The sequence below is a fragment of the Pseudoalteromonas sp. ABV4_021 genome, assembly GCF_056159365.1.
Genome location: NZ_JBSWVB010000002.1, coordinates 1,496,774 through 1,517,987 on the forward strand (window position 1 = coordinate 1,496,774; position 21,214 = coordinate 1,517,987).

Consider the following 21,214-nt stretch of genomic DNA (forward strand, 5'->3'; position numbering starts at 1 on the left):
AAAATAATGAGTGCCAGTGACTTAACTACCATAGAGACAAAATCGCGCATTGCCGAATTTTTCGCTAAATACGCCTTTAAGCGTGAACTATTTATCTACTATATTTTCGTCGCGGTGTTATTGCTTTTCGCCGTAGTATTGCATGACACAGCATTTTTTAGTTTGACTAATTTTATGAATATTATTCGTCAAACAGCACCGATTACCGTGATGGCTGTTGGCTTAACATTTGCGCTTGCTGTGGGTCATATCGATTTATCTATTGGCGCCGTGGTTGCATTATCAGCCTTAGTCGGTGCGGTTTTGTTGCAGTATACCGGTATACCATTGGCGGTACTTGGTGCGCTTTGCGTAGGTTTGTTTGTCGGTTTAGTGAACGGCTTCTTAATAGAGCGATTACAGGTTTCGTCTTTATTAATCACGCTTGGCACAATGGGCGTTATCACTGGGCTCGCGCGTCAGTTTACCAATTTAGAATCGGTACCCATTATTAATAGTAGCTTCACCGGATTTTTTGGCGCAGGCGAACTATTTGGCATTCCATCGTTATTAATATGGACGGTTATTATTGCAGCTATCGGCTATGTTGCATTAACCAAACTGGCCTTTGGCAGACATCTTTTGGCGGTTGGCGGTAGCCCTAAAGCGGCGCTTGCTATGGGCATTAAGGTAACGCGTATTCGTATTTATGCCTTAGTCATTTCATCAATGGCAGCTGCGCTCGCTGGGCTTTTATATGCGGGTCGCTTACATGGCGCGCGTTACACATTAGGCGAGGCAGATTTGCTTACCGTGATTGCTGCAGTTGCCATTGGTGGCACCAGTTTATTTGGCGGGCGCGCTTGTATTATAGGCGCGGTACTTGGCTCTTGGTTAATGGGCTTAATTAATAACGGTTTGATTTTATCTGGCTTTTCGACCAATGAACAAATGATAGCGCGAGGCCTAATACTAATTGTTGCCGTGGCGATAGGTGTTAAGGAGATTAAAAATGGTTAGAACAGCATTAGATCAAGTTGCACTGGAATTAAAAGACATTCAAAAGAGCTTTGGCGCGGTAACTGCGCTTAAAAATGTCAGCTTTAAAATCAACAAAGGTGAAGTAGTGGGTTTGCTAGGTGATAACGGCGCAGGTAAATCAACATTGGTGCGCTGTATTTCAGGTATTCACGCGCCCGACAGCGGCAGTATTTTGGTAAATGATAAAGCCGTACAGATAACCAACCCAGAGCAAGCGCGTGATGCGGGTATTGAAACGGTGTTTCAAGATCTCGCCATGGTGCCAGAGTTTAATATTGCCGATAACCTATTTTTGAATCGTGAAATAAAGCATAAAAACCCGCTATTACGTGCGCTTGGTTGGCTTGATAAAAAAGCCATGGAAAAGCGCGCCAAAAAAGCGATTAATCGCTTAAATAGTCGTATTCCAAGTTTTCAGGCGCAAATTCAATCACTCTCAGGGGGGCAAAGGCAAGCGGTTGCTATTGCTAGAGCGGTCAATTGGGGTGCTGACATTGTGATTATGGATGAACCGACCGCGGCCCTAGGTGTTGAGCAAAGTGCTCAGGTAAATGAACTCATTAATGTGATTAGCTCGCAAGGGGTGGCAGTGCTTCTGATTAGTCACAATATGCAGCATGTGATTGATACCTGCGATAGGGCAGTAGTGCTATATCAAGGGCAATCTGTCGCTGATGTATCTGTTTCAGATGTCACGAAAGAAGACTTAGTCAGTTTAATCACGGGCGCAAAAACAGCACTCGACGTTACTACGTCTAAGGTTGCTTAGCGTGTTTTGGCTTTTGCGCGCATTTTAGCACAAAGCCAAATAGCAAAAGTTTCACTTAACCAATGTTTTTACTTTTATGTTAATTCATAAAAGCGGTCTCTTGCGGCCTAAATTTGGAGAAATCATGAATAATAACAATAAAGTAACTCAGTTAATTAGCACTATGACGTTAGCTGAAAAAGTTGGGCAGCTCTTTGTATTGGCATTTGCTGGGCCCGATATTGATTATGCAAAACAGTTGGTGAAATCACATCATGTGGGTGGTTTTTATATTACCGATGACAACGCTGCCACACCTAAAGATGCGAAAACATTAGCTGACGAACTGCAACACCAAGCCCAGTTACGTGCGTGCGATGCCCCCTTATTGCTGTGTGTTGACCAAGAAGGCTCGTGGGGTATTTTAGCCAAGCACACGGATTTAGGGCCGGGTAATTTGGCGCTTGGCAGAGCCAATAAACCAGAGCTAACTGAGCAAATGTATCAGGTATTTGCTGAGCAAATGCATGAAATTGGTTACAACACACTGCTGTCGCCTTGCTCTGACGTTAACACCAATCCAAATAACCCGATTATCGGTTTGCGTTCATTTGGAGAAACGCCCAAACAGGTCGCAACACATGTTGCTGCAGCTGTTAAAGGAATTAAACGTGGTGGCAATTTGGCAACGGCAAAACACTTTCCAGGCCATGGTGATACGCATAGTGACTCTCATCAATGTTTGCCAACCGTCAACAAAACGTTGAGCGAATTGCAACAGGGTGATTTGTTGCCATTTCAAGCGGCGATTAATGCTGGTGTGTCGCTGATTATGACAAGCCATATTTGCTTTCCACAGCTTGATGATACTTACCCCGCAACATTGTCATCAAAAATTTTAACTGATTTGCTACAGCAGCAAATGGGCTTTAATGGACTGATCATAACCGACAGTATGAATATGTGGGCGATGCGCAAAAACTACCAACCTGCTGAAGCTGCGATTCTAGCGTTAAAAGCAGGTGCACATTTAGTGATGCTTAGCGAAGAGCACTATGAAAACAGTGCAACTGATTATAAAGCGCTGCAACTTGCTACGTTAAGTGGGGTGATCCACGCAGTAGAATCAGGGCAACTTGATGAAGCCGTGATAAACGAACGGTTACACCATGTGTTGTCGTTTAAATACGACAAGCTCGGTGTAGCAAAAAGTCCAGAGCACTTAACTGCAGACGATATTGAAGCGTTAATTGAAACAGTGGTTAGTAGTGGCGTTTCGGTGTTGCGTAATGAGGTGGGTAATTGGCCACTTACGGGTCGTGAGTTTACTCTGACCTTTGCCGCGCATCCGAAAAAATATGACAGTTTAGTAAATAGTCGAGGTATTGGGCCAAACGATCCTCGATCTGCAAAAGATACAATCATTCAGGGCCTACAACAGCGCACAAGTAAAGTTAACTTATTACCTTTTGATGAGTTTTTAACGTTGCTTGAAGGTTGTGATGAGACAATTTCAACACCGCTTGTAATAGTTACCGAAGATTATCCGCTACCCGGAGAAAGCTTTGATGTAGCGGAGCAAAAGCAATTAGTACAACGCGCGCTAAAGCGCTTTGGCAAGCAAGTAGTGGTGATTGCAATGCGCTCTGATTACGAACTAACGGACTATGCAGAACTGGCGACTTACATTTGTGCTTACTCAAGCCGTGTCTGCGCTGCAAAATACATTGCGTCACTTTTATAGAAATTAAACAAAAAGAATGAGAATTGCTTGACAATTAGTCAAAATGATTTAATAAATAATTAATCAAAATAATTTACTAATATAAATAAACTAAAGTGGCAATTGCATGCGTCTGGGGAGAAGGCAGTGCTTTGACGGAGCGAGTTGACTGAGAATGCAAAGATATTTCAGTTGGTTAGCGGCAGTGATGCCACATAATATTTGAAAACTTATAAATAATAATAAGGACAACAAGATGAAGACTAACCAACCTGTTGCGGTAACACTAAAAGCAACGCGCCTGTCATTGTGTATTGGTGCAGCGCTTTGTGCCATGACATTTAATTTGTCAGCAGAAGAAAGCAAACAACTGGCTGAAAATGACAACATTGAGACCATTGAAGTGCGTGGTATTCGCAGAAGTTTAACCAAAGCGCTCAATACAAAGCGCTTTGCCAATGCGGTTGTCGACTCAATTTCAGCTGAAGATATTGGTAAGTTTCCCGATAAAAACATTGGTGATGCACTACAGCGTATCCCAGGTGTGACAGTTGTTAGAACATTTGGTGAAGTGAATGGAGTTACCATTCGTGGTACGGCACCTGAGCACAGTATGGTGCTATTAAACGGTCAAAATGTGGCAAGCGTTGGTTGGTTTGACTTAGGCGGTATGAACCGTAGCTTTAACTTTGAAATGTTAGCGTCGGAGCAGATTGCTGGCATGGATGTGTATAAATCCGTTGAATCTAATATTAATGAAGGCGCGATGGGCGGCACGGTCAATCTTAAAACCCGTAAACCGCTCGATATGGATGCAGGAACTGTATTTGCATCGGTTGAAGGCATGTATCACAACAATGCTGAAGACTGGTCGCCTGCGTATTCAGCGTTAGGCAGCTGGAAAAACGACAGCGAAACGTTTGGTGTGCTACTCGCGTATTCTAACGAAGAGTCAAAAGTCTACCGTGAAACCTTGTCGAATTTTGGCCCCGCTGGAAACGCCACATTTACTGATTCTAATGGTGTAGAGCGTAGCTCTTATGGCGCTATGTCATCTATTTTATTCGATGAAGATCGCGAGCGAGCAAGCTCTCAACTGACATTGCAATACGCGCCAAGCGATAATTTATCGTTTAACTTAAATTACAATTTATTTGAATTGAAGAACGATCACGTCAATTCAGCGATGTTTGCCATTGTTGGTTTTGGCCAAATGCAAGGTGATTCGGTTGTTGAAAATGCAAATGGCATTGTTACTGCAGCAACATCGCTTGCATCAGGTGCTGGACTTGCGCCACTTTTTAATAATGCAGTATTGCGTAAACCTGATATGCAAACAGATGCGCTTAACTTTACCGTTGAATATGAGGCGGATACATGGTCTGCTGATTTTGTAATTGGTAAATCGGATGCCAAAGGTGAAACGTTGCAGTCGAGTACGTGGTGGGGGGATATCACGAACACTGAAAATTCAAGTTTTAGTTTTGATGTTGCTGGTCCACTGGAACTCATCCCAACTAATCCAGCTTATCTTGATTCACACAGTAACTTTGATTTATTTCAAGAGTTTACTTATATCAATTACATTCGTGAAAACGAAATTGATTACGCCCAGGCTGATTTTACTTTCTTGCTAGAGAGCGAATTAGTAACGTCAATTCAAGCAGGTTTAAAATATCAACAACAAGCGTTTTCATCACAAGGTAATTACCAAGACCTTGACCTAGCAGCGGCAATGGCTGATGGTCTTTCGTTAGCTGATTTTAATGGCGGTTTTGTATCTGGCTTACACTCAGCAGAAGGGCGTGCGGGAAGTATGTCATCGTTTCCAGTAGCGAGTCGCGATATTTGGAGCTATGCCGAGGCAAACAAGCCAAGTAGCATTTCTGTACGTGACGCTTTTTCAATAGAAGAAGACATTACCGCGGCCTATGTAAAAGCTAATTTTTCAGGTGAAGGCTTTCGCGGTAACGTAGGCTTGCGTATCGTCGATACCGATATTCTTTCAGTGGGCGAAATAAACGGTGTAGCGGGTGAAGTTGAAAAGTCTTATACCAATTACCTGCCAAGTGTGAATGTGGCAATGGACCTGTCAGACGACCTTATTTTCCGTGTTGCAGCAGGCTCGACGGTTTCGCGCCCTGACTATGACGACATGAAAGTAGCCGACATTATCTCTGAAAGTTTTCAAACAGCTAATGTGGGCAGTCCCGAATTAAACCCATACAAATCAGATCAATACGATATGGGCTTAGAGTACTATTTTAATCCGTCATCGATTGTAGGTGCGACTTTCTTTATAAAGAATATTAGTGATTACATTGAGCAAACCACAGCAAAAGAAAACTATGCTGGGTGTGGTCCTGAATGTTTAGTGACACGTTCTCGAAATGTAGGTACCGCGGACGTGCAAGGTATTGAATTACAATACCAACACGACTTTGGTAACGGTTTTGGTGCCCAGTTTAATTACACTTATACCGACAGTGCACGTACCAACTCAGCCGGTGAAGAAGTACCAATTGAAGAAGTGTCTAAAAATTCATTTAACTTATCAGGTTACTTCGAAAACGAAATGTTTAGTGTACGTTTAGCTTATAACTACCGTGATGACTGGGTACGTCAGTACAATGGTAGTAGCTTAGACAGCTTAAATGATGCGTATGATCAGTTAGATGCATCGGTTATATGGCACGTTACAGAAAATATAGATATGTCATTTGAAGCGGTGAATTTGCTCAACGAAGCATTGGTACTACGTCAACCTAAGGCGGGCAATATTGTTCACAGTGTGGATGAGTTCGGTACCCGTTACTTTGTTGGCGCCAGCATTCGCTTTTAAATGAAAGGTTTGAGGCTAATGTGCCTCAAACCGCTATATTCCAAGTTGTTGAATACAAAAGTATTACCAATACCACATCAGCAACGTTTATCCGTCTAACACAGATGGGCCTAATTATGTTGTTTAGATTAGTGGCTCGTGTTCCCCTAAGGCAAGCTGCCCAGTTTGCCTTATCTTTATCTCACAGTTATCACCATTTCAAAATGTAAATAAAAAGTTAAATTAATAAGTAAATTATATTGACTAAATTTTAGTCAAGCGTTAGTGTGGATTGTGTTAGACCATTAGATTTAGCGCAGTTCTGGTTTAACCACGACAATGCGATTGTTTAAGCATACTTAAATTAACTTTTGCAAAATTAGTAATTTGTAAACAATTTTAAGAAGGACACCCTAATGCGTCACGCTAAAATGACTACTTGCGCACTGGCTGTATTAATTAGCTGTAATGTCAATGCAGGTACTGGTATTCAAGACTTTTTAGATTCATTACGAAACTTTGAATCGGGTATAAACCCAAATCTCGCTGATTTTTATCTCGAAAACCTCAATAATCCTGTTTATAACTATGCGCGGGTAAGTGCACCCGGTCGTATGGTACGTGATTGCTCTACTGGTAGCATGATCCCCGAGCCAACTACTATCAATGAGTTTTTCACTAAACTGGGGATCGATCATTTTTACAACACGCAAACCCCTAACGATCCAGAAATGTTTAAGAGCATGCAATACAACTCAATGAATGCGTGGGGCTTTGTTGGTTATCAGCTAGGCGAAGCAGTATTAATCGATGCAGGGTATTACAGTCCAAAAGTGGTTACAGTAGACGGTGTTGAATACGACAGTTTTTATGTCTTTGTCGACGATTCAACGTGGATTGGTTGCGAAACTGAAGCGTTAGTCGAAATCGTCGGCTCTGGTGGCAATAAAATCTTAGCAACGGATGTTAATAACTGGCAGGGCACGTTTGTTGGCAAAAACGGTGTTAACTCATTTGCCGACTTAATAAAGCCAGAAAAACAAGAATTGGTTATTCGCGATGCCATGCATTTTAATTACGGTGTGATGACGCAATTGTTAAGTGATGCCAATATGACATGGGCAGAAGCACTTACAAAAAGCTGGCCGGGTGTTGATGACAATGGCAATCCAGTGCAAGTTCAAGCCACTATGTCGGGGTTGTTAGCCGCAGCACATTTACGCGGCGCGTGGGGCACAGCACGTTTATTAACAAAGGATGAAATTACGTGTGACGAATTAGGCACTTGTATCACTAAATATGTACATAAATTTGGCGGTTATAATACCATTTTCGATACGCCTTTTGACGATGTAATTGAAGGCTCAAGCTACGCAGAAACATTATCCGCAGGTTGGGGTAATGATCTTGTGATATTAGGTGGCGGAGTGGATACGCTCGCGTTACATCAAAATGACAGCGCTATCACTACGGTGCGCGGTTTCACCCTTGCAGAAGATTTTATTGTGCTAAGAGATTGGACAGCATCAGCGCCACTGGCAAATTTACAGATAGCTGATGTCGCTGCAGGTGCAGAGCTTAGCTTTTCTAATCAACGTGTGGTGATTGAAGGGGTGAGCGCCGCTGAAATTAGCGCAAACCCAAGTGCCGTGATTGCAGAATCAAAAATTTATGAAATTGCCTGGTCGGGTTCGCAAACGGTTAATAACTTTAATCCTCGCTTAGATAAAATTCGTGGCACCGCAGGGATTGGTTTTAAACATTTAAAAGCGTACGAAACGGATAATGCGCTGGTGGTTGGTGTGCAAGCAGCAGATGGTGGTATTTATAGTTCGGTTGAGTTGGTGGGGTTAACCATCGCCGATTTAACACCTGACATGTTTGATAATGTAACTGGTGGCTATGACCGTTTAGGCTTTATTGTTCCACTCAATAGTCAAAACTGGGGCTGGAATATGACCTTGTCAGTTAATAGTTTTGATGCAGCAAAAACAGTGATTAGTATGCCACTGTTTAATTACAGTTTTTCGATGCTAGTGTTAACGCAACAAGGTGCGGATACGGTTATTACACTAGATGCAGCGGCATCGCAAGGCGATCAAAAACGGCTAGTGCTTAAAAATACCGATGTTACAACACTAAGTGCAGCAAACTTTTCATTTGTTAATGGTAACTTTAGTGACGCAACAATCGATATTCCAGTGTATTACACGATAACAGCGGCAGTGGTGGGTAATGGTGGCAGTATTTCACCACTACCTAATGCAAATGGCGAGCTAAGTGCAAAAGGTAACACTGACTTCACACTTAATTTTGTTGCAGACAGTGGTTATCGCGTGGCAAACATTACAGTTGATGGGGTAACAGTCAGCGCAGCAAATGCTTATACTTTTAATGCTATCAGTAGTAATCACACTATTTCAGTGAGCTTTGAACAAGGGGTTTCTTGTCCAAATGCATGGCTTGCGTCAGAGGTTTACACGGGCGGCATGCAAGTGACTTATCAAGGCAAAATATACGAGGCCAAATGGTGGTCGCAAAATAATGAGCCTACTGCGGGTGATCCATGGAAGTTTGTAAGTGACTGCCAGTAAAAATTAAATTACTTAGGCTCAGTTAGAGTTGTTGGCTCGCAATTTGAGGTGCATGGACTTTTTTAAAGCGACTAACATAAACTCAGGTTAAATTAGTGTGATGTGATAGGCATCACACTAATTTTTACTATTGCTCTATTGCTCTATTGCTCTATTGCTCTATTGCTCTATTGCTCTATTGCACCAACTGTAGCCAACGAAGTATGCAAGATGGTTATACAAAAATTCTTTTGCCAACATGCAAAGCGCGTTTAAAACGATAAATTTGGCATGTTTTATTACTAATTGTCACTTTACTTGTGCCAATAAGTAGATCTCAATATAGTTGTCACAGCGTTTTTTAATCCAAATCTTAAACTCACTAACTAAGGAATAGTTGATGAAACACAATTATGTAAACGCCATTTTAGCAACTGTATTGCTACTTTTTAGCATTGGGAAAGGTACCGCAAAAACAGTAACTGAACCGCTCGGCGGCCAACCACCTCCCAACACTCAAGCATCGGTAAATGACTTTGAATATCAAGTAAAATATCAAAGAGCGTTTGAAGCAGTACTTTGGGGCATGCCGGCTGTAGCAATTTATCGATTCAGAGCTGCTGCGATGGAAGATCTTGGTATGAAGGATAATGACATTATTACTTATTCTGAGATAGCAAAGCCAAATTTAGAAGCAATTACAGCCAATAGCAGTACGCCCTATATAGCGGCCTACTCTGACCTACAAAATGGACCCGTTGTATTAGAAGTTCCGCAAGCAGGTAGTGATGGGAGCCTTTATGGGCAAGTTGTGGACGCGTGGCAATATACCATTGCAGATGTAGGGCCTAAAGGATTAGACCAAGGAAAAGCAAGCAAGTATTTGTTTACGCCCCCTGGATATACAGGCGATATTCCGAAAGAGTACATTCACGTGGCTTCTCCTAACTATCGAATTGCTCTTGCATTCAGGTCTATCGTTGCACCTGGGAAAACTCAAAAAGATGCGTTTAACTATGCTCAAAGACTTCGACTATATTATCTAAAAGATGCTAAAAATCCACCTAAGCAAAAATTTGTAGATCCAGTAAACGAGCGCTATGCGACTTTGCCTTTTTTTGACGAACGACATTTTGATGACATTTATAGCATTGTTAGTGTTGAGCCTGTACGCGATATAGACAAGCATATGACTGGGTTATTAGCGTCACTGGGAATTGAAAAAGGTAAACCATTTAATCCTGACGAAACAACAAAAAAAGCAATGCGTAATGCGGCAATTGACGCATGGCATTATTTGCAGGGCAAATTTGATTCTTTACCGAAAGAAAAAAGATTTTGGCAAGATCGCCACTATTTCCCATTAATGTTAGCAGATGATAATAATAAGTTTACTTATGAATATGATGACCTCATAGATATTGATTCGCGAGCTATGCAATATTTGTGGTGTACTTATGTGCCGAAAGTACTTTCAGAAAATCCAGCTACACAATATGCGGTGGCTTTAGGCGACAACCAAGGTAATTTGTTACAGGCTGGAAAGTTATACAAGGTAAATGTACCTAAAAACATGCCGGTAGAGCAGTTTTGGGCTCTCACTGTGTATGATCATGCGACATTTGGATTTATTTATACGGACTCAGAACGTACCACGTTGTCGAGCTACGATTTAGCTGATCTCAAAAAGAATAATGACGGTTCAGTTACGTTATATGTTGGCCCGATTGCGCCCAAAGGTTTTGAAGAAAATTGGATCCCTACGGCAGGAAAGCGTCCTATGCCGACATTTCGATTTTATGGGCCAAAAAAATCATTAAACGATCGAACTTTTGTGATGCCTGATTTTGAATTAGTTAAGGAGTAGCCGAAAAGGTAGTTGGAGGAACTTTTGACGGAGGCGAATCTGAACTTGTGATTGGAGTCGTCTCCGTGTGAAGTTTTTACTTTTTTAAAGTAGTACTCATCACATCATCAAGTCCGTGATAATACTAACGTCTTCAATACCGGCCTCTTTCATCGCATCTTGCAGTGCTTGAATTGCATCAAAACGAGCAACCTCTAGAGAGTTTAAATAGCTTTGATGGCTATCTAATGTTGTTTGTTTTGCTTCTTCACTTTCATAATCTGCACTTTTGGCCTCAATTAGCGTTTGTTCTGCTACTTTAATTTGTTCAACGATGCGCTCAATTGCTTTGATCATTTGTTGAATATGTTCAGGTAATTCAGATTTTTTATCACTTTCAGGGTTGTTACTTTCTTTTAATTTTTTAAATGCTTCTGGTGAGATTGATACCTTGTCATTAGTTTTTTCTTCGTCAGCTTGTTTGTTTTCAACACCATCAATGTTGTTAGTCGGGTTTGTCTTTTGTGGGGGAGTAGTATAAATACTACTGATGCTAGAGATGCTCATTACTGTCCTTGGTTAACTAATAAAGCAAAGCAAAGAAATTTACGCCATACGCGATAGATGTCGGCTGATTTTTAAATTAGTTAAGTATTTTTATCTCCAAGGTGAACAACAATACACTATTTTATTTTTAATCCGTTTAATTTACAGGTGATGGCATACAAGTTAGGCTGTAAAGAACAACACTCAATAATTTGATTTTCAACTATAAAGAGCGAACTTAATGTCAGAATTTACAATTCGTCCAATGTTGGCCGATGAGCTCAAAATCGCCATTGATTGGGCTGCAAGGGAAGGTTGGAACCCAGGTTTAAACGATGCTGAACTGTTTCATTTGGCGGATCCGAATGGCTTTTTTGTTGGAGAGTTAAACGGTGAAATTGTCGCAGTCGGCAGTGCGGTCACTTATGATGAAACTTATGCGTTTTGTGGGTTGTATATTGTTGCACCTAAGCATCGTGGTAATGGTTATGGTTTAACCCTGACCAACCATCGCTTGGCGTATTGCGGCGAACGAAATGTTGGCATTGATGGTGTGCTGGAAAATGTCGAGATATACAAGCGCATCGGTTATGTGCCTTATTATCAGAATAAACGCTTTCAAAAATTTGCCAATGCGACAGCACTTTCGGCACAGGTCATTGATGTTACAAAAGAGTATATTCCCCATATTTTAGCTTACGATAAGCCATGTTTTGGTGCCGCCCGTGAGCAATTTCTAGCTGCGTGGTTATCACAACCTCAGGGTAAGTCTGTATGTTTTTTACAAAACGGTGAAATTAAGGGCTATGCCGTCAGGCGCAAGTGTCAGGAGGGCTATAAAGTAGGTCCGCTTTTTGCCGATTCGCCAGATATTGCATTATCGCTTTTTCAGGCGTTGCAGGTGGATATTCAAGGCGAACAGATTATTTTAGATGTGCCCGAAAACAACCCTCAGGCTATCTCTTTAGCTGAATCGGAACGTATGGAAGTGGTGTTTGCCACAATGCGCATGTATCAAAAAACAATGCCCGCTACCGCCAGCAATAAAATTTATGGCATTACCACCTTTGAGTTGGGTTAACATGCAAAAAACAAATAAGCTTTTTATCATGAAATGGTTGTTTGCTATTTAAATAGTGTCACTGGTCTATTTGGAAACTAATACCTTCATCCATAATCATTAGAGGGTTATCCCCAGAAAAGGTGTGTAAAGCTGTTTAAAAGTGTTATTTTATCATTTAAATCATGATACTAGGTGAGCTAATACTTTTGTTATAAATAACCAAAAGTTACGCCTTTGTAGCAAATCGGTATATATTATTTGCGCCGCTTTAGGCTACCGTAAACCAAAGCGGCGCACACTTTCTATTTTAGCGAAAGACTTCTGCCAACGCGTGTGCCACTGCGCGCACGAATATAGCGAACATCGTTTGCATCTTTGATGTGGTCAATTGCATGCCAAGTTCCCTGTTTATCTTGCACCTCAATTGCAAAGCCTGGATAAGGCGTAAATGCATCTAGCTTGCCGTTATTAACCGCTGCTGCAACGGTTGGTACGCGATAAAATACCCCTTGCTGTTCTAACTTTGCAATTTCTTTTAAGCCAACCAAAGCGGCGAAGCGCTGCCAATCAGTATCTCTCTCGGCTTGTTTTTGCGCTGTAAACACACCGCTTTGCTTATCATAGATACGCCCTTTTTCAGCGTAGCTAAGTTGCCAATCTGCTTTATGCCAAGCGCGTTCAGCTAGCGCCAATAAGCGCGGATAAAGCATGTATTCGGCTTGGTTATCTGAACGTAACATTTCGCTCCATAAATGGCCTTGCAAGCCTTTAAATTGAATACCTTGGTTTAGACGCTCTTGGTTATCATCAGCGTGATATGCGAGATGTTCTTTGGTTTGCCAAATTTCTGCGTGAGCAGGTAAGTTTTCAGGCATAAAACCAAACACTTTATAACCGTCAATGGCACGTGCCGCCCAATGATTGCCGCGTTCTTCAGGGTGGCTTTGGTAAGGGAAATCAAAGTAGGTAACTTCGGGGGGCGAGAGAACCATATCCCAGCCTAAATTCGCTTGCTGGTGTACTTCTTTGTAGCCGCCCTCGGTGATCATCGACCAGCCGTTCGACTGTACCTTTGATGGCATATTCTGTGGATTAGTATCACCTAAACCATCATTCCAAGCCGCTACTTTTATCCCTTTGCTGGCAACTAATTGCGATACTTTTTCAATAAAGTAACCATTAAATGAGGTTAGCTCAGAAGTGCTGGCTTTAAGGGCGTTACATGCCGGGCTATTCAGCCACGCACCGGCCGTTTCGTCCGCACCAATGTGATAGGTGGTAAGCTCTACACCTACTTCATGGTGCATTGCGATAAGTTCATCAATTACTTTTTCAATAAAAGTATAAGTGCTTGGCAAACATACATTGAGGGTGTTGTCGTTATAATGCTGAATTGATGAGTATTGGGTGGCGTCGCTTGCTTCACTTAACCAGTACTGCTCGGCTTTTTGTTGCTCGCCCGCTTGCATGTATTTTTTGTAACGCGCATCCATGGCTTTTACCGCAGCGCGCGAGTGTCCTGGCATATCCAGCGAAGGAATGACTTCAATATGATTAAGCGCGGCAAATTTTAAAATCTCTTGGTAGTCTGCTTTGCTATAAAAGCCGTTAACTGGACTCGATTTATCGATACCTGCGCCTAATTGTGGCAATAAACATTCGCTTTCAGTTAAGTCAAAACAGCGATATGCGCCGACCTCGGTAAGCACCGGTAAGTCGTTAATGGCTAATCGCCATCCTTCATCGTCGGCTAAATGGAGGTGCAATTTATTGAGTTTGTAGGCCGCCATTTGTGACAAGGTATCTAAGATAAACTGTTTGCTACGGAAATTTCGCGCCACATCAATGTGTAAACCTCTAAATTCAAAATGCGGTTCATCAATAATGGTAAGGCTTGGCACGCTTAAATCATCGAGGCTGACTAAGCCCGCAATCGACATCAGTGCGTAAAATACACCAGTGTTGCTGCTCGCTGTGATGGTAATGGCATTGGGCTCTAAGGTTAACTGATAGGCCTCATTGGCGAGTGTATTATCAATGTTAAGTTGCGTTGGAATGCCTGTTTTGGAATGGCCAATACCGAACAGTTCAAGGCGCGTTAGCGCCGCAGACAGGGCATTATTGTTGGCAATTTCGGGCGCTAGGTTTAGCCCTTTGCTGAGCTTTACAAGATTATCGGTTGAGTTAATGTTAAGGCGAGTTGGTTTCGGAATTAAGCTCACCGGCGCCTTGTTAAGGCTCGGTTTTAATTGTGTTTGATAAAGGTATTGCGGCGACATCCACGGCGTTTGGTCTTGTTTGCTGACGCGTAATTGTTCAAGTGAAGTAAATGGTGCAAGGTAGGGCTGTTGCTCAAGGCCAGTTTCAGGATCTATGCGAGTATGGGTGCTTTTAATGGTGCGTGCAGTTACCTTATCGCTCGCAGCGCTATCGCTAATAATGTAGTTTGGCATAAATTCGGAGCGGGTAATTTGCGAATCTTTGCTGTAAAAACGGATCACCTCTGGGGTATTTTTACTAAAACCTTTAAAGTGTTTGTTTGCGGAAATTTTGTGAACGTCACCGTTGATATGGCTAATATCAAAGTGCGTAGATTCAACAGCATAAATCGGCATTAGTTGGCTAAAAAATATGGCAAAGTTGGTGTCTTTAAGGTCACTTGGGTTGGTTAGTGTTAACTCAGCTAAGTAACACTTTTTTTCATCGCCTGGGCAACTCTTAGGGCTGGCACTAATTAAGCGATAGTTAACATCAAGCTCGTTGGCAAGCGTATCAATGGTGTGTTGATTGGCATTGACAAGCTTAGGTGTTACTAAACATAAAACAGAAAGGGCTAATAACTTATTCACCTGTTGCTACCTCGTCTAAGAAAAGCTGATAAGCGCCAAACAGCGCAGTATTTGTATCTTGGGTGTAATGAATTTGCAGTGCGCTATAAACGCTTTGCGGCAGTTGCTTAAGTAATGTTTGCTGTAACGCATCAATAAACAGTGGGGCACTTTTGGCAATTGCACCGCCAAATACCACTTTTTCCGGGTTAAACGCTTGCACTACTTGTACCAGTGCATGGCCTAAATGTTTACCGAGCTCAGAAAATAACGCCAGTGCGTGGCTATCGCCTGCTTGTGCTTGCTGATAAGTGGCTGCACCATCTAAACCTTGTTTTTTAAAGAATTGGCTTGAACAATAGTCTTCAATAATGCCGTCTAAATAGGGGAAACTACCAAACTCGCCAGCGGCAGATTGTTTGCCGGTATAAAGGCGGCCATTTAAGATTAAGCCCGCGCCAAGGCCTGTGCCCAAGGTGACACCGACTAAATTTTCATAACTTTTATAGTCTTTGCTTTTATAAATGCCATAGGTAAAACAATTAGCATCGTTATGCACTAAAACAGGCCGATTAAAACGCGCTTCAAGCAGCGTTTTAAGCGCCACATTTTGCCAATGTTTAATATTGATCACCTCAATGACAAAGCCGCTATCACTCTCGACTAAGCCTGGCACACCAATGCAAATGCCACGGCACGCCTTTGTTACAAAGGGGGTTAAATTGTTAAATAAAAACGCGTTAAAGTCGTCTTTACTTAAACTCGCATCGATTGGCACGGTATGCGATTTGATAATCTCGCCATTTGCAATGTTTGCAATGGCAAGTTTAGTGCCGCCTAAGTCAACACAGGTAATAAACGGGGTATTGCAATTAGTCATTACAGCTCTCTTAATCTACTGCGATACGTTTTTTATTAAATTGAATGGTGTGATTTTTAATCAGCGGCTTAGCCCAAATGCTAACGCTAAAAATAAAGCCCAGTGGAATAAACAACACTAACAGTGCAACACGCAAATCGCCTGAAAGCTCTGCGATAAAGCCAATAATCGGCGATGCCAACGCACCACCAATAATGCCTGTACATAAAATACCAGACACCGCACTGTGACCGTTTGCAACCGAATTTAGCGCAAGTGAAAACAGTACGGACCACATTATTGATAAAAAGAAACCTGCTGCTGGAAACGCCACAAGCGCAACTTGCTTGCTGCCAAAAATAGCGCAAGCAAGTGACGCTGTAGCACCCAGAGAAAACAGTTTTAGCACTAATTTAGCGTCGAGCACTTTTAACAGCACTAACCCTAATACACAGCCAATGGTTAAAAATAACCAAAACTGACTGACCACTTCAGTGCCTTGGGTGTTGGGATCAAGTCCGTGGTAAGTCTCTAAAAAGACCGAAATCGAATTTGCAATGCCTTGCTCTAAACCGACATAACAGGCAATTGCAATAAAAAACAGTAATACTGTTTTGTCTTTAAAAAGTGCTAACGAATCGGCAAGGTTGGTATTCTGTTGTTGCTGAGGCTCGCGCGCGATTGGAGTAATAAAAGTAATGGCCAACATCACTAAGCTAATAACCGCAAATAGCGCATACATAATTAGCCACGCTTTATTTGGTTCAGTGAAGGTCGCCAGTAGTTGCCCAGTTGGTGTACCATTTTCAATGTGGCTAACCAGAGTGCTGTACACTAATGGTGATAATGCCGCTGCTGCACCAAATAATAACTGAGCCGATACAGAATAAGCGGCAAAGTTTTGCTCACCACCGGCGCGTCGAAGCAGCGGATTAATCGCTACTTGGAGTAGTGCCATCGCACTGCCAATGGTAAACAGTGCAAACATTGCCATAGCAAAATTAGGCAGTAATACAAATAATATGGCGCCGAGTGCTGCCAGCGCAAACGCTAGTAAAATAACAAATTTTTCCCCTTTTTTTTGTGCGATTAGTCCCGCTGGGATTGACATTAAGCCGTATGCGGCAAAAAAGGCAAAGGGGAAAAATCCAGCTAACATCAGACCAATTTGATAGCTTTCAATCAGTGCGGGAAAAATAGGGCCGAGTAGGTTTGAAACAAACGAAATCACAAAAAAAGTGATTAAGACTAAGAGCACGACGGGATAGGCTTTCATGATTATTTCCTGTTTATTATTGGTTTTATTCGTTTATTAGTATTTTTCGTTCGCCGAGAGCGTATGGGTGAGGCTGCGACAAAAATTAATTTTTGACGGGCAGACAAAAACAAGGGGATTGCCACAGCCTCGCGCTTACATGTCCTGTGAGGTGATTTCTTAGGGGGAAATACCGAGTAGACTGTAAACGTTATCTAGTGTGCCAAGATAAAGAATTAGATAGCGGTATTTTTCTATTTATTAATAATACTTTTCAATCAAGCTAACAGCAGTTTTCGATCATTTCAGGCGTGATTTTGACTTTGGATGGAGCGTTAATTGAGTGCGCCAATCACCGCTGAAATGTTGTAAGTTTTGAGAGTTTTTTGAGATAAGCAGATCTACTTATTGTAAATATCGAAGCAAATTACTCCAAACAAAACAGGAGCTGAAGCCGGTATCACAGCATTTAGGTTATTTTAAACCACTTTAATAAGTAACCTGTTAATTTTATAGGTACATACTTGTTCGACGTTTAGCGAATAGTCTGAAATACAGCTTAACGATAAAATTGAAAAGTATCGTTACTTGATAGAATAGTATCTTTTGTTATGCGCGATTCTGTTGAAATGGTTTGTAGTAAATGAATTAAGTTAGTTATTAAATTATGCGTGCATTTTGTGAAAAAGTGATAACGCCTACCGATGCGTCATGGCGGTATCACAAATACCTGATGCCTTATTTGCCTTTTAGCTGGCATTATCATCCGGAATATGAAATTTGCCTAACATTAAACAGTAAAGGTATGCGCCATATTGGCGATCATATTGAGGAATATGGTGAGCTAGACTTGGTGTTTGTCGGGCCTAATTTACCGCATACATGGCAATCTGAAGCAAACCAAGATGGCTCAGAGCAAATCGTGTATGTGGCGCAAATTCCCGTAAAATGGCTCGATAAGTTAGCGCGTGACCATAAAGAGTTGCAAGGCTTACTACCAATGTTAGCGCGTTCGCTAAAAGGCATTAAGTATTCAAAAGAATGTGCAATTGAAGCGAAAACGTTGTTTGAAGCTATGGATAATGCGGGAGCAACTCAGCGTTTGTTCTTATTACTCGATTTGCTAGATAAAATGCAGCACGATGTAGAGCAAGTTACTTTATCAACACCAATGTTCGCATTTGGTAAGCAGATGGAACAAGATAACGGTAAACTTAATCAAGTGATTGAGTTTATATATCAGCACTACACAGACAATTTATACGCCGATCAACTTGCAGAACTGGCGCATATGTCAACCAACCACTTTCATCGCTATTTTAAACAGCGCACCGAATGCACGCTCACTGAGTTTATTAATCGCTTACGTATTGGTAAAGCGTGCAAGCTGTTGGTGACCAGTTCATCACCCATTTCGGTGATAAGCGACCAGTGCGGTTTTAATAACGTGTCTAACTTTAATCGTCGTTTTCTGGCGTTTAAAGGATGTACGCCGCGTAAATTTCGTCAACAACTCATTAACCACAACTTAATTAATTGAGATTGTTAGTTTGTGTGATAGAGCATGCATTTGAAAGATAAAAGGGCACGTGCGTGCCCTTTGGTTTGTTAACTTAGTGGAATAAGGCTGAATTACAGCCCATCGTTACTAAAAACCAGGGGAGGTGTGTAAATACAGGTACCGCAAAAAGCACTTCACCGAAATCACGAATTGTTAGCACATTAGGTGTTTAGCAATATAACTGCGCTAACTGAGTTGGCATTATTTTAGATAAATACCCTGTATCACATTGATATTTATTTTAAGTGAATTGATAATTATTCTCAATAAAATTTATTAATCTGCAACAATTAAACCTCATCTAACCAGAAACTATTTATCGCTAACTAACAAAACGTTATATTAAACAAAATTTTTTTTAAGACATTTCAATGATTGAATTTTGTAGTTATAAATTAGTGCCAGCTAGTTTTAATCCTTGGCGAGAAGAATTCTTAACCGTCGCAAGGCATATTATGCAACGCCTTGCCGATCCTCGTTTTACCTTTTTACATTTTGGCTCGTCATCATTTTATGTTGCCGGCAAGGGCATCATTGATATTTCTATTTTATATCAACCAGGTGAATTGGAATCTGCAGTCGAATACATCAAGCAGTTTGGCTTTTTAGATCAACACAGTAATAAACCTTTTCCAGCAACACGCCCGCGTAAAGACGTAGGCGTTAAATATAATGGCGAAGTGTTTAATGTGCATTTACATGTTATTGAACACAATAGCGAAGAGCATTTAAAGCAAGTCGCTTACAAACAACATATGCTCGAAAATCCAGAAGATAGAGCTGCTTATGAAGCAAAAAAGAAAGCGGTATTAGCTGAAGGCAATACCGTTCAAGATGACTACGGCAAAGCAAAGTCACCTTTTGTGAAAGACGTATTGGCACGTCTAGCGTAAATCAGTAATTTTCATCTAACTGTTTGTAATTTAGTAGGAAATTTTAGATAAAAAATGCCGGCAATGTAGCCTTGCCGGCATTAAGATCACTTTAATGGGAAACCAAAGTGAAAGCGTTAAACCGATAAGCGTATTTTTTATTTAAATATAAAATCTGCGCTTATTAGTGGTCGTGTTCGTGCTCTTCTTCTTCAAACGCACCTAACCAAGTTAGGTTGCCAATGCCATCTTCAAATGTTGTAATTTCAGCGACTGTTTGCTGTTCAATATCAATTTGATACACGGTATTGCCGTACGCTAGATAAACGTGATTATTTGCTTTATTCGCAATAAGCTTAGCGCTTTTTTCTGCATCTAGTTCAGTTATCGCGGCGAAACGAGCGACACTTTGCCACTGTGATTCTTGGTTATACACGTTAATATAGCCAGCTTCGTCTAATACGACGATTGATTCTTCATCACCACTAACACCGTAAGCTAGGTAGCTAGTAATACCTTCAGCTTGCCATTGGAATGGGCTAATTTCATCGGTTGTTAAATCTACAGTAAATACGCCCCCACGAGATAAGCCGATAATCGTGTTGTTTTCTTTGCTACCAATAAACTTACCAATGCGCACTCCTGCTGGTAATTCTTCTGGGTTAGCAATTTTGCTAGAAGTGAATAACTCACCTTCTTGTTTTACTTTTACAACACCGTCACTACACGCAAACGCAATATAGTCCTCAGTTTGGAAGCTACCATGAAGATCAGGGCACGCGTGTTCAAATGTCTGTTCTTGGTGGAAGTGATCGTTATGTACTTCAAACAAACCAATTGTTTCAGGTAACGATGTTTCACTGTTTACATCACGAATAGTCGCAAGTACGAAGCCGTCACGAATTTGCCCTGTACCGTGTTGATAGGTTTCATAATGGTGTTCAGCAACAATGCGGCTTTCAGTAATACTTTCGTCAGAAATAATTGCAAACCCGGCATCTGCAGATGCGTCTTTATCACCGTCAAAAAATACCAGAGCTTGCTCACCAACAGGCACGTAGTGGGTTGGTTTTACATCGAGTAATTCAAAGGAATTAGCAGCAGGGGCATCTTCATGTAGGTCATGATGATCGCCGTGTTCTTCTAAATAAATACCGCCATCAATAAATTCAACTAGGTTATTGTTACGCTGAATCGCTACCGCGTAACGACCATTAGGGCTAGCATAAAGTGCAGATACAGTATTAGTAACAGAAAATGTATCAATTATTTGATTGCTGGTTAAATCATAAATACTAACTTGATTTGAATCGGGAGAGTTAATCGCTAAGCGACCCGCAGGTAATTCAAGTTCTGGATGAGGCTCAGAAGGTTGAACTACAACCGGCGTATTGTCAATTACGGTGTGCTTGTCTGAACCGCAGGCGCTCAGTAGGGAAACCAAAATAGCACTTGCAAGCGCTTTACGTATCATTTTTTTGTCCTTGTAATGTTATATA

General features: G+C 41.5%; 14 protein-coding genes. 9 read left to right on the forward strand and 5 right to left on the reverse strand.

From position 1 onward, the window contains the following. Nucleotides 1-6 precede the first annotated feature (6 nt). From ACXAFE_RS20905 to ACXAFE_RS20930, 6 genes are all read left to right on the forward strand, one after another. Nucleotides 7-999, forward strand: coding sequence for an ABC transporter permease (locus ACXAFE_RS20905; protein ID WP_475157575.1), 993 nt, complete (start codon nt 7-9; stop codon nt 997-999). After that, nucleotides 992-1,789 (forward strand): ATP-binding cassette domain-containing protein, encoded by a 798-nt coding sequence (locus ACXAFE_RS20910; RefSeq protein WP_475157580.1) that lies wholly within the window; start codon nt 992-994, stop codon nt 1,787-1,789. Before ACXAFE_RS20905 ends, ACXAFE_RS20910 begins: the two co-directional genes overlap by 8 nt. A gap of 124 nt (nt 1,790-1,913) precedes the next feature. Continuing rightward, on the forward strand, nt 1,914-3,512 hold the full coding sequence (locus ACXAFE_RS20915; protein WP_475157587.1) for a glycoside hydrolase family 3 protein: 1,599 nt from the start codon (nt 1,914-1,916) through the stop codon (nt 3,510-3,512). Nucleotides 3,513-3,747: 235 nt separating this feature from the next. Further along, complete coding sequence (locus tag ACXAFE_RS20920; protein WP_475157590.1) at nt 3,748-6,333, forward strand: TonB-dependent receptor; 2,586 nt, start codon at nt 3,748-3,750, stop codon at nt 6,331-6,333. 395 nt (nt 6,334-6,728) lie between these two features. Continuing rightward, nucleotides 6,729-8,906, forward strand: a complete 2,178-nt coding sequence (locus tag ACXAFE_RS20925) for a carbohydrate-binding protein (protein WP_475157594.1) — start codon at nt 6,729-6,731, stop codon at nt 8,904-8,906. A 379-nt stretch (nt 8,907-9,285) separates the two neighbouring features. Then, entirely contained in the window at nt 9,286-10,752 is a 1,467-nt protein-coding gene (locus tag ACXAFE_RS20930; RefSeq protein ID WP_475157597.1) for a DUF1254 domain-containing protein, read from the forward strand. 99 nt (nt 10,753-10,851) lie between these two features. Here ACXAFE_RS20930 and ACXAFE_RS20935 read toward each other — a convergent pair whose 3' ends face one another. Further along, on the reverse strand, nt 10,852-11,298 hold the full coding sequence (locus ACXAFE_RS20935; RefSeq protein WP_475157600.1) for a hypothetical protein: 447 nt from the start codon (nt 11,296-11,298) through the stop codon (nt 10,852-10,854). Nucleotides 11,299-11,518: 220 nt separating this feature from the next. Between ACXAFE_RS20935 and ACXAFE_RS20940 the strand changes: the two genes are divergently transcribed. After that, nucleotides 11,519-12,358 (forward strand): GNAT family N-acetyltransferase, encoded by an 840-nt coding sequence (locus ACXAFE_RS20940; protein ID WP_475157604.1) that lies wholly within the window; start codon nt 11,519-11,521, stop codon nt 12,356-12,358. Nucleotides 12,359-12,642: 284 nt separating this feature from the next. On the opposite strand, the gene ACXAFE_RS20945 is transcribed toward ACXAFE_RS20940, so the two are convergent. The 3 genes from ACXAFE_RS20945 to ACXAFE_RS20955 are packed head-to-tail and all read right to left on the reverse strand — an operon-like array spanning nt 12,643 to nt 17,303. Next, on the reverse strand, nt 12,643-15,189 hold the full coding sequence (locus ACXAFE_RS20945) for a family 20 glycosylhydrolase (RefSeq protein ID WP_475157606.1): 2,547 nt from the start codon (nt 15,187-15,189) through the stop codon (nt 12,643-12,645). Then, nucleotides 15,182-16,048, reverse strand: coding sequence for an ROK family protein (locus ACXAFE_RS20950; protein WP_475157608.1), 867 nt, complete (start codon nt 16,046-16,048; stop codon nt 15,182-15,184). The genes ACXAFE_RS20945 and ACXAFE_RS20950 overlap by 8 nt, the downstream gene beginning before the upstream one ends. A 10-nt stretch (nt 16,049-16,058) precedes the next feature. After that, nucleotides 16,059-17,303 (reverse strand): MFS transporter, encoded by a 1,245-nt coding sequence (locus ACXAFE_RS20955; RefSeq protein ID WP_475157611.1) that lies wholly within the window; start codon nt 17,301-17,303, stop codon nt 16,059-16,061. A 646-nt stretch (nt 17,304-17,949) separates the two neighbouring features. Between ACXAFE_RS20955 and ACXAFE_RS20960 the strand changes: the two genes are divergently transcribed. Both ACXAFE_RS20960 and ACXAFE_RS20965 read left to right on the forward strand, forming a co-directional pair. Beyond that, entirely contained in the window at nt 17,950-18,822 is an 873-nt protein-coding gene (locus ACXAFE_RS20960) for an AraC family transcriptional regulator (protein WP_475157613.1), read from the forward strand. 392 nt (nt 18,823-19,214) lie between these two features. Beyond that, entirely contained in the window at nt 19,215-19,736 is a 522-nt protein-coding gene (locus tag ACXAFE_RS20965) for a GrpB family protein (protein ID WP_475157614.1), read from the forward strand. Nucleotides 19,737-19,899: 163 nt separating this feature from the next. On the opposite strand, the gene ACXAFE_RS20970 is transcribed toward ACXAFE_RS20965, so the two are convergent. After that, nucleotides 19,900-21,189, reverse strand: a complete 1,290-nt coding sequence (locus ACXAFE_RS20970; RefSeq protein WP_475157617.1) for a hypothetical protein — start codon at nt 21,187-21,189, stop codon at nt 19,900-19,902. Between the last annotated feature and the right edge of the window lie 25 nt (nt 21,190-21,214).

Excerpts from the sequence above, each read along its gene's own strand:
- ACXAFE_RS20935 (WP_475157600.1), bottom strand. The coding sequence starts at position 11,298 with ATGAGCATCTCTAGCATCAGTAGTATTTATACTACTCCCCCACAAAAG.
- ACXAFE_RS20960 (WP_475157613.1), top strand. The coding sequence starts at position 17,950 with ATGCGTGCATTTTGTGAAAAAGTGATAACGCCTACCGATGCGTCATGG.
- ACXAFE_RS20925 (WP_475157594.1), top strand. The coding sequence starts at position 6,729 with ATGCGTCACGCTAAAATGACTACTTGCGCACTGGCTGTATTAATTAGC.
- ACXAFE_RS20930 (WP_475157597.1), top strand. The coding sequence starts at position 9,286 with ATGAAACACAATTATGTAAACGCCATTTTAGCAACTGTATTGCTACTT.
- ACXAFE_RS20970 (WP_475157617.1), bottom strand. The coding sequence starts at position 21,189 with ATGATACGTAAAGCGCTTGCAAGTGCTATTTTGGTTTCCCTACTGAGC.
- ACXAFE_RS20955 (WP_475157611.1), bottom strand. The coding sequence starts at position 17,303 with ATGAAAGCCTATCCCGTCGTGCTCTTAGTCTTAATCACTTTTTTTGTG.
- ACXAFE_RS20905 (WP_475157575.1), top strand. The coding sequence starts at position 7 with ATGAGTGCCAGTGACTTAACTACCATAGAGACAAAATCGCGCATTGCC.
- ACXAFE_RS20950 (WP_475157608.1), bottom strand. The coding sequence starts at position 16,048 with ATGACTAATTGCAATACCCCGTTTATTACCTGTGTTGACTTAGGCGGC.
- ACXAFE_RS20920 (WP_475157590.1), top strand. The coding sequence starts at position 3,748 with ATGAAGACTAACCAACCTGTTGCGGTAACACTAAAAGCAACGCGCCTG.
- ACXAFE_RS20940 (WP_475157604.1), top strand. The coding sequence starts at position 11,519 with ATGTCAGAATTTACAATTCGTCCAATGTTGGCCGATGAGCTCAAAATC.
- ACXAFE_RS20910 (WP_475157580.1), top strand. The coding sequence starts at position 992 with ATGGTTAGAACAGCATTAGATCAAGTTGCACTGGAATTAAAAGACATT.
- ACXAFE_RS20915 (WP_475157587.1), top strand. The coding sequence starts at position 1,914 with ATGAATAATAACAATAAAGTAACTCAGTTAATTAGCACTATGACGTTA.
- ACXAFE_RS20965 (WP_475157614.1), top strand. The coding sequence starts at position 19,215 with ATGATTGAATTTTGTAGTTATAAATTAGTGCCAGCTAGTTTTAATCCT.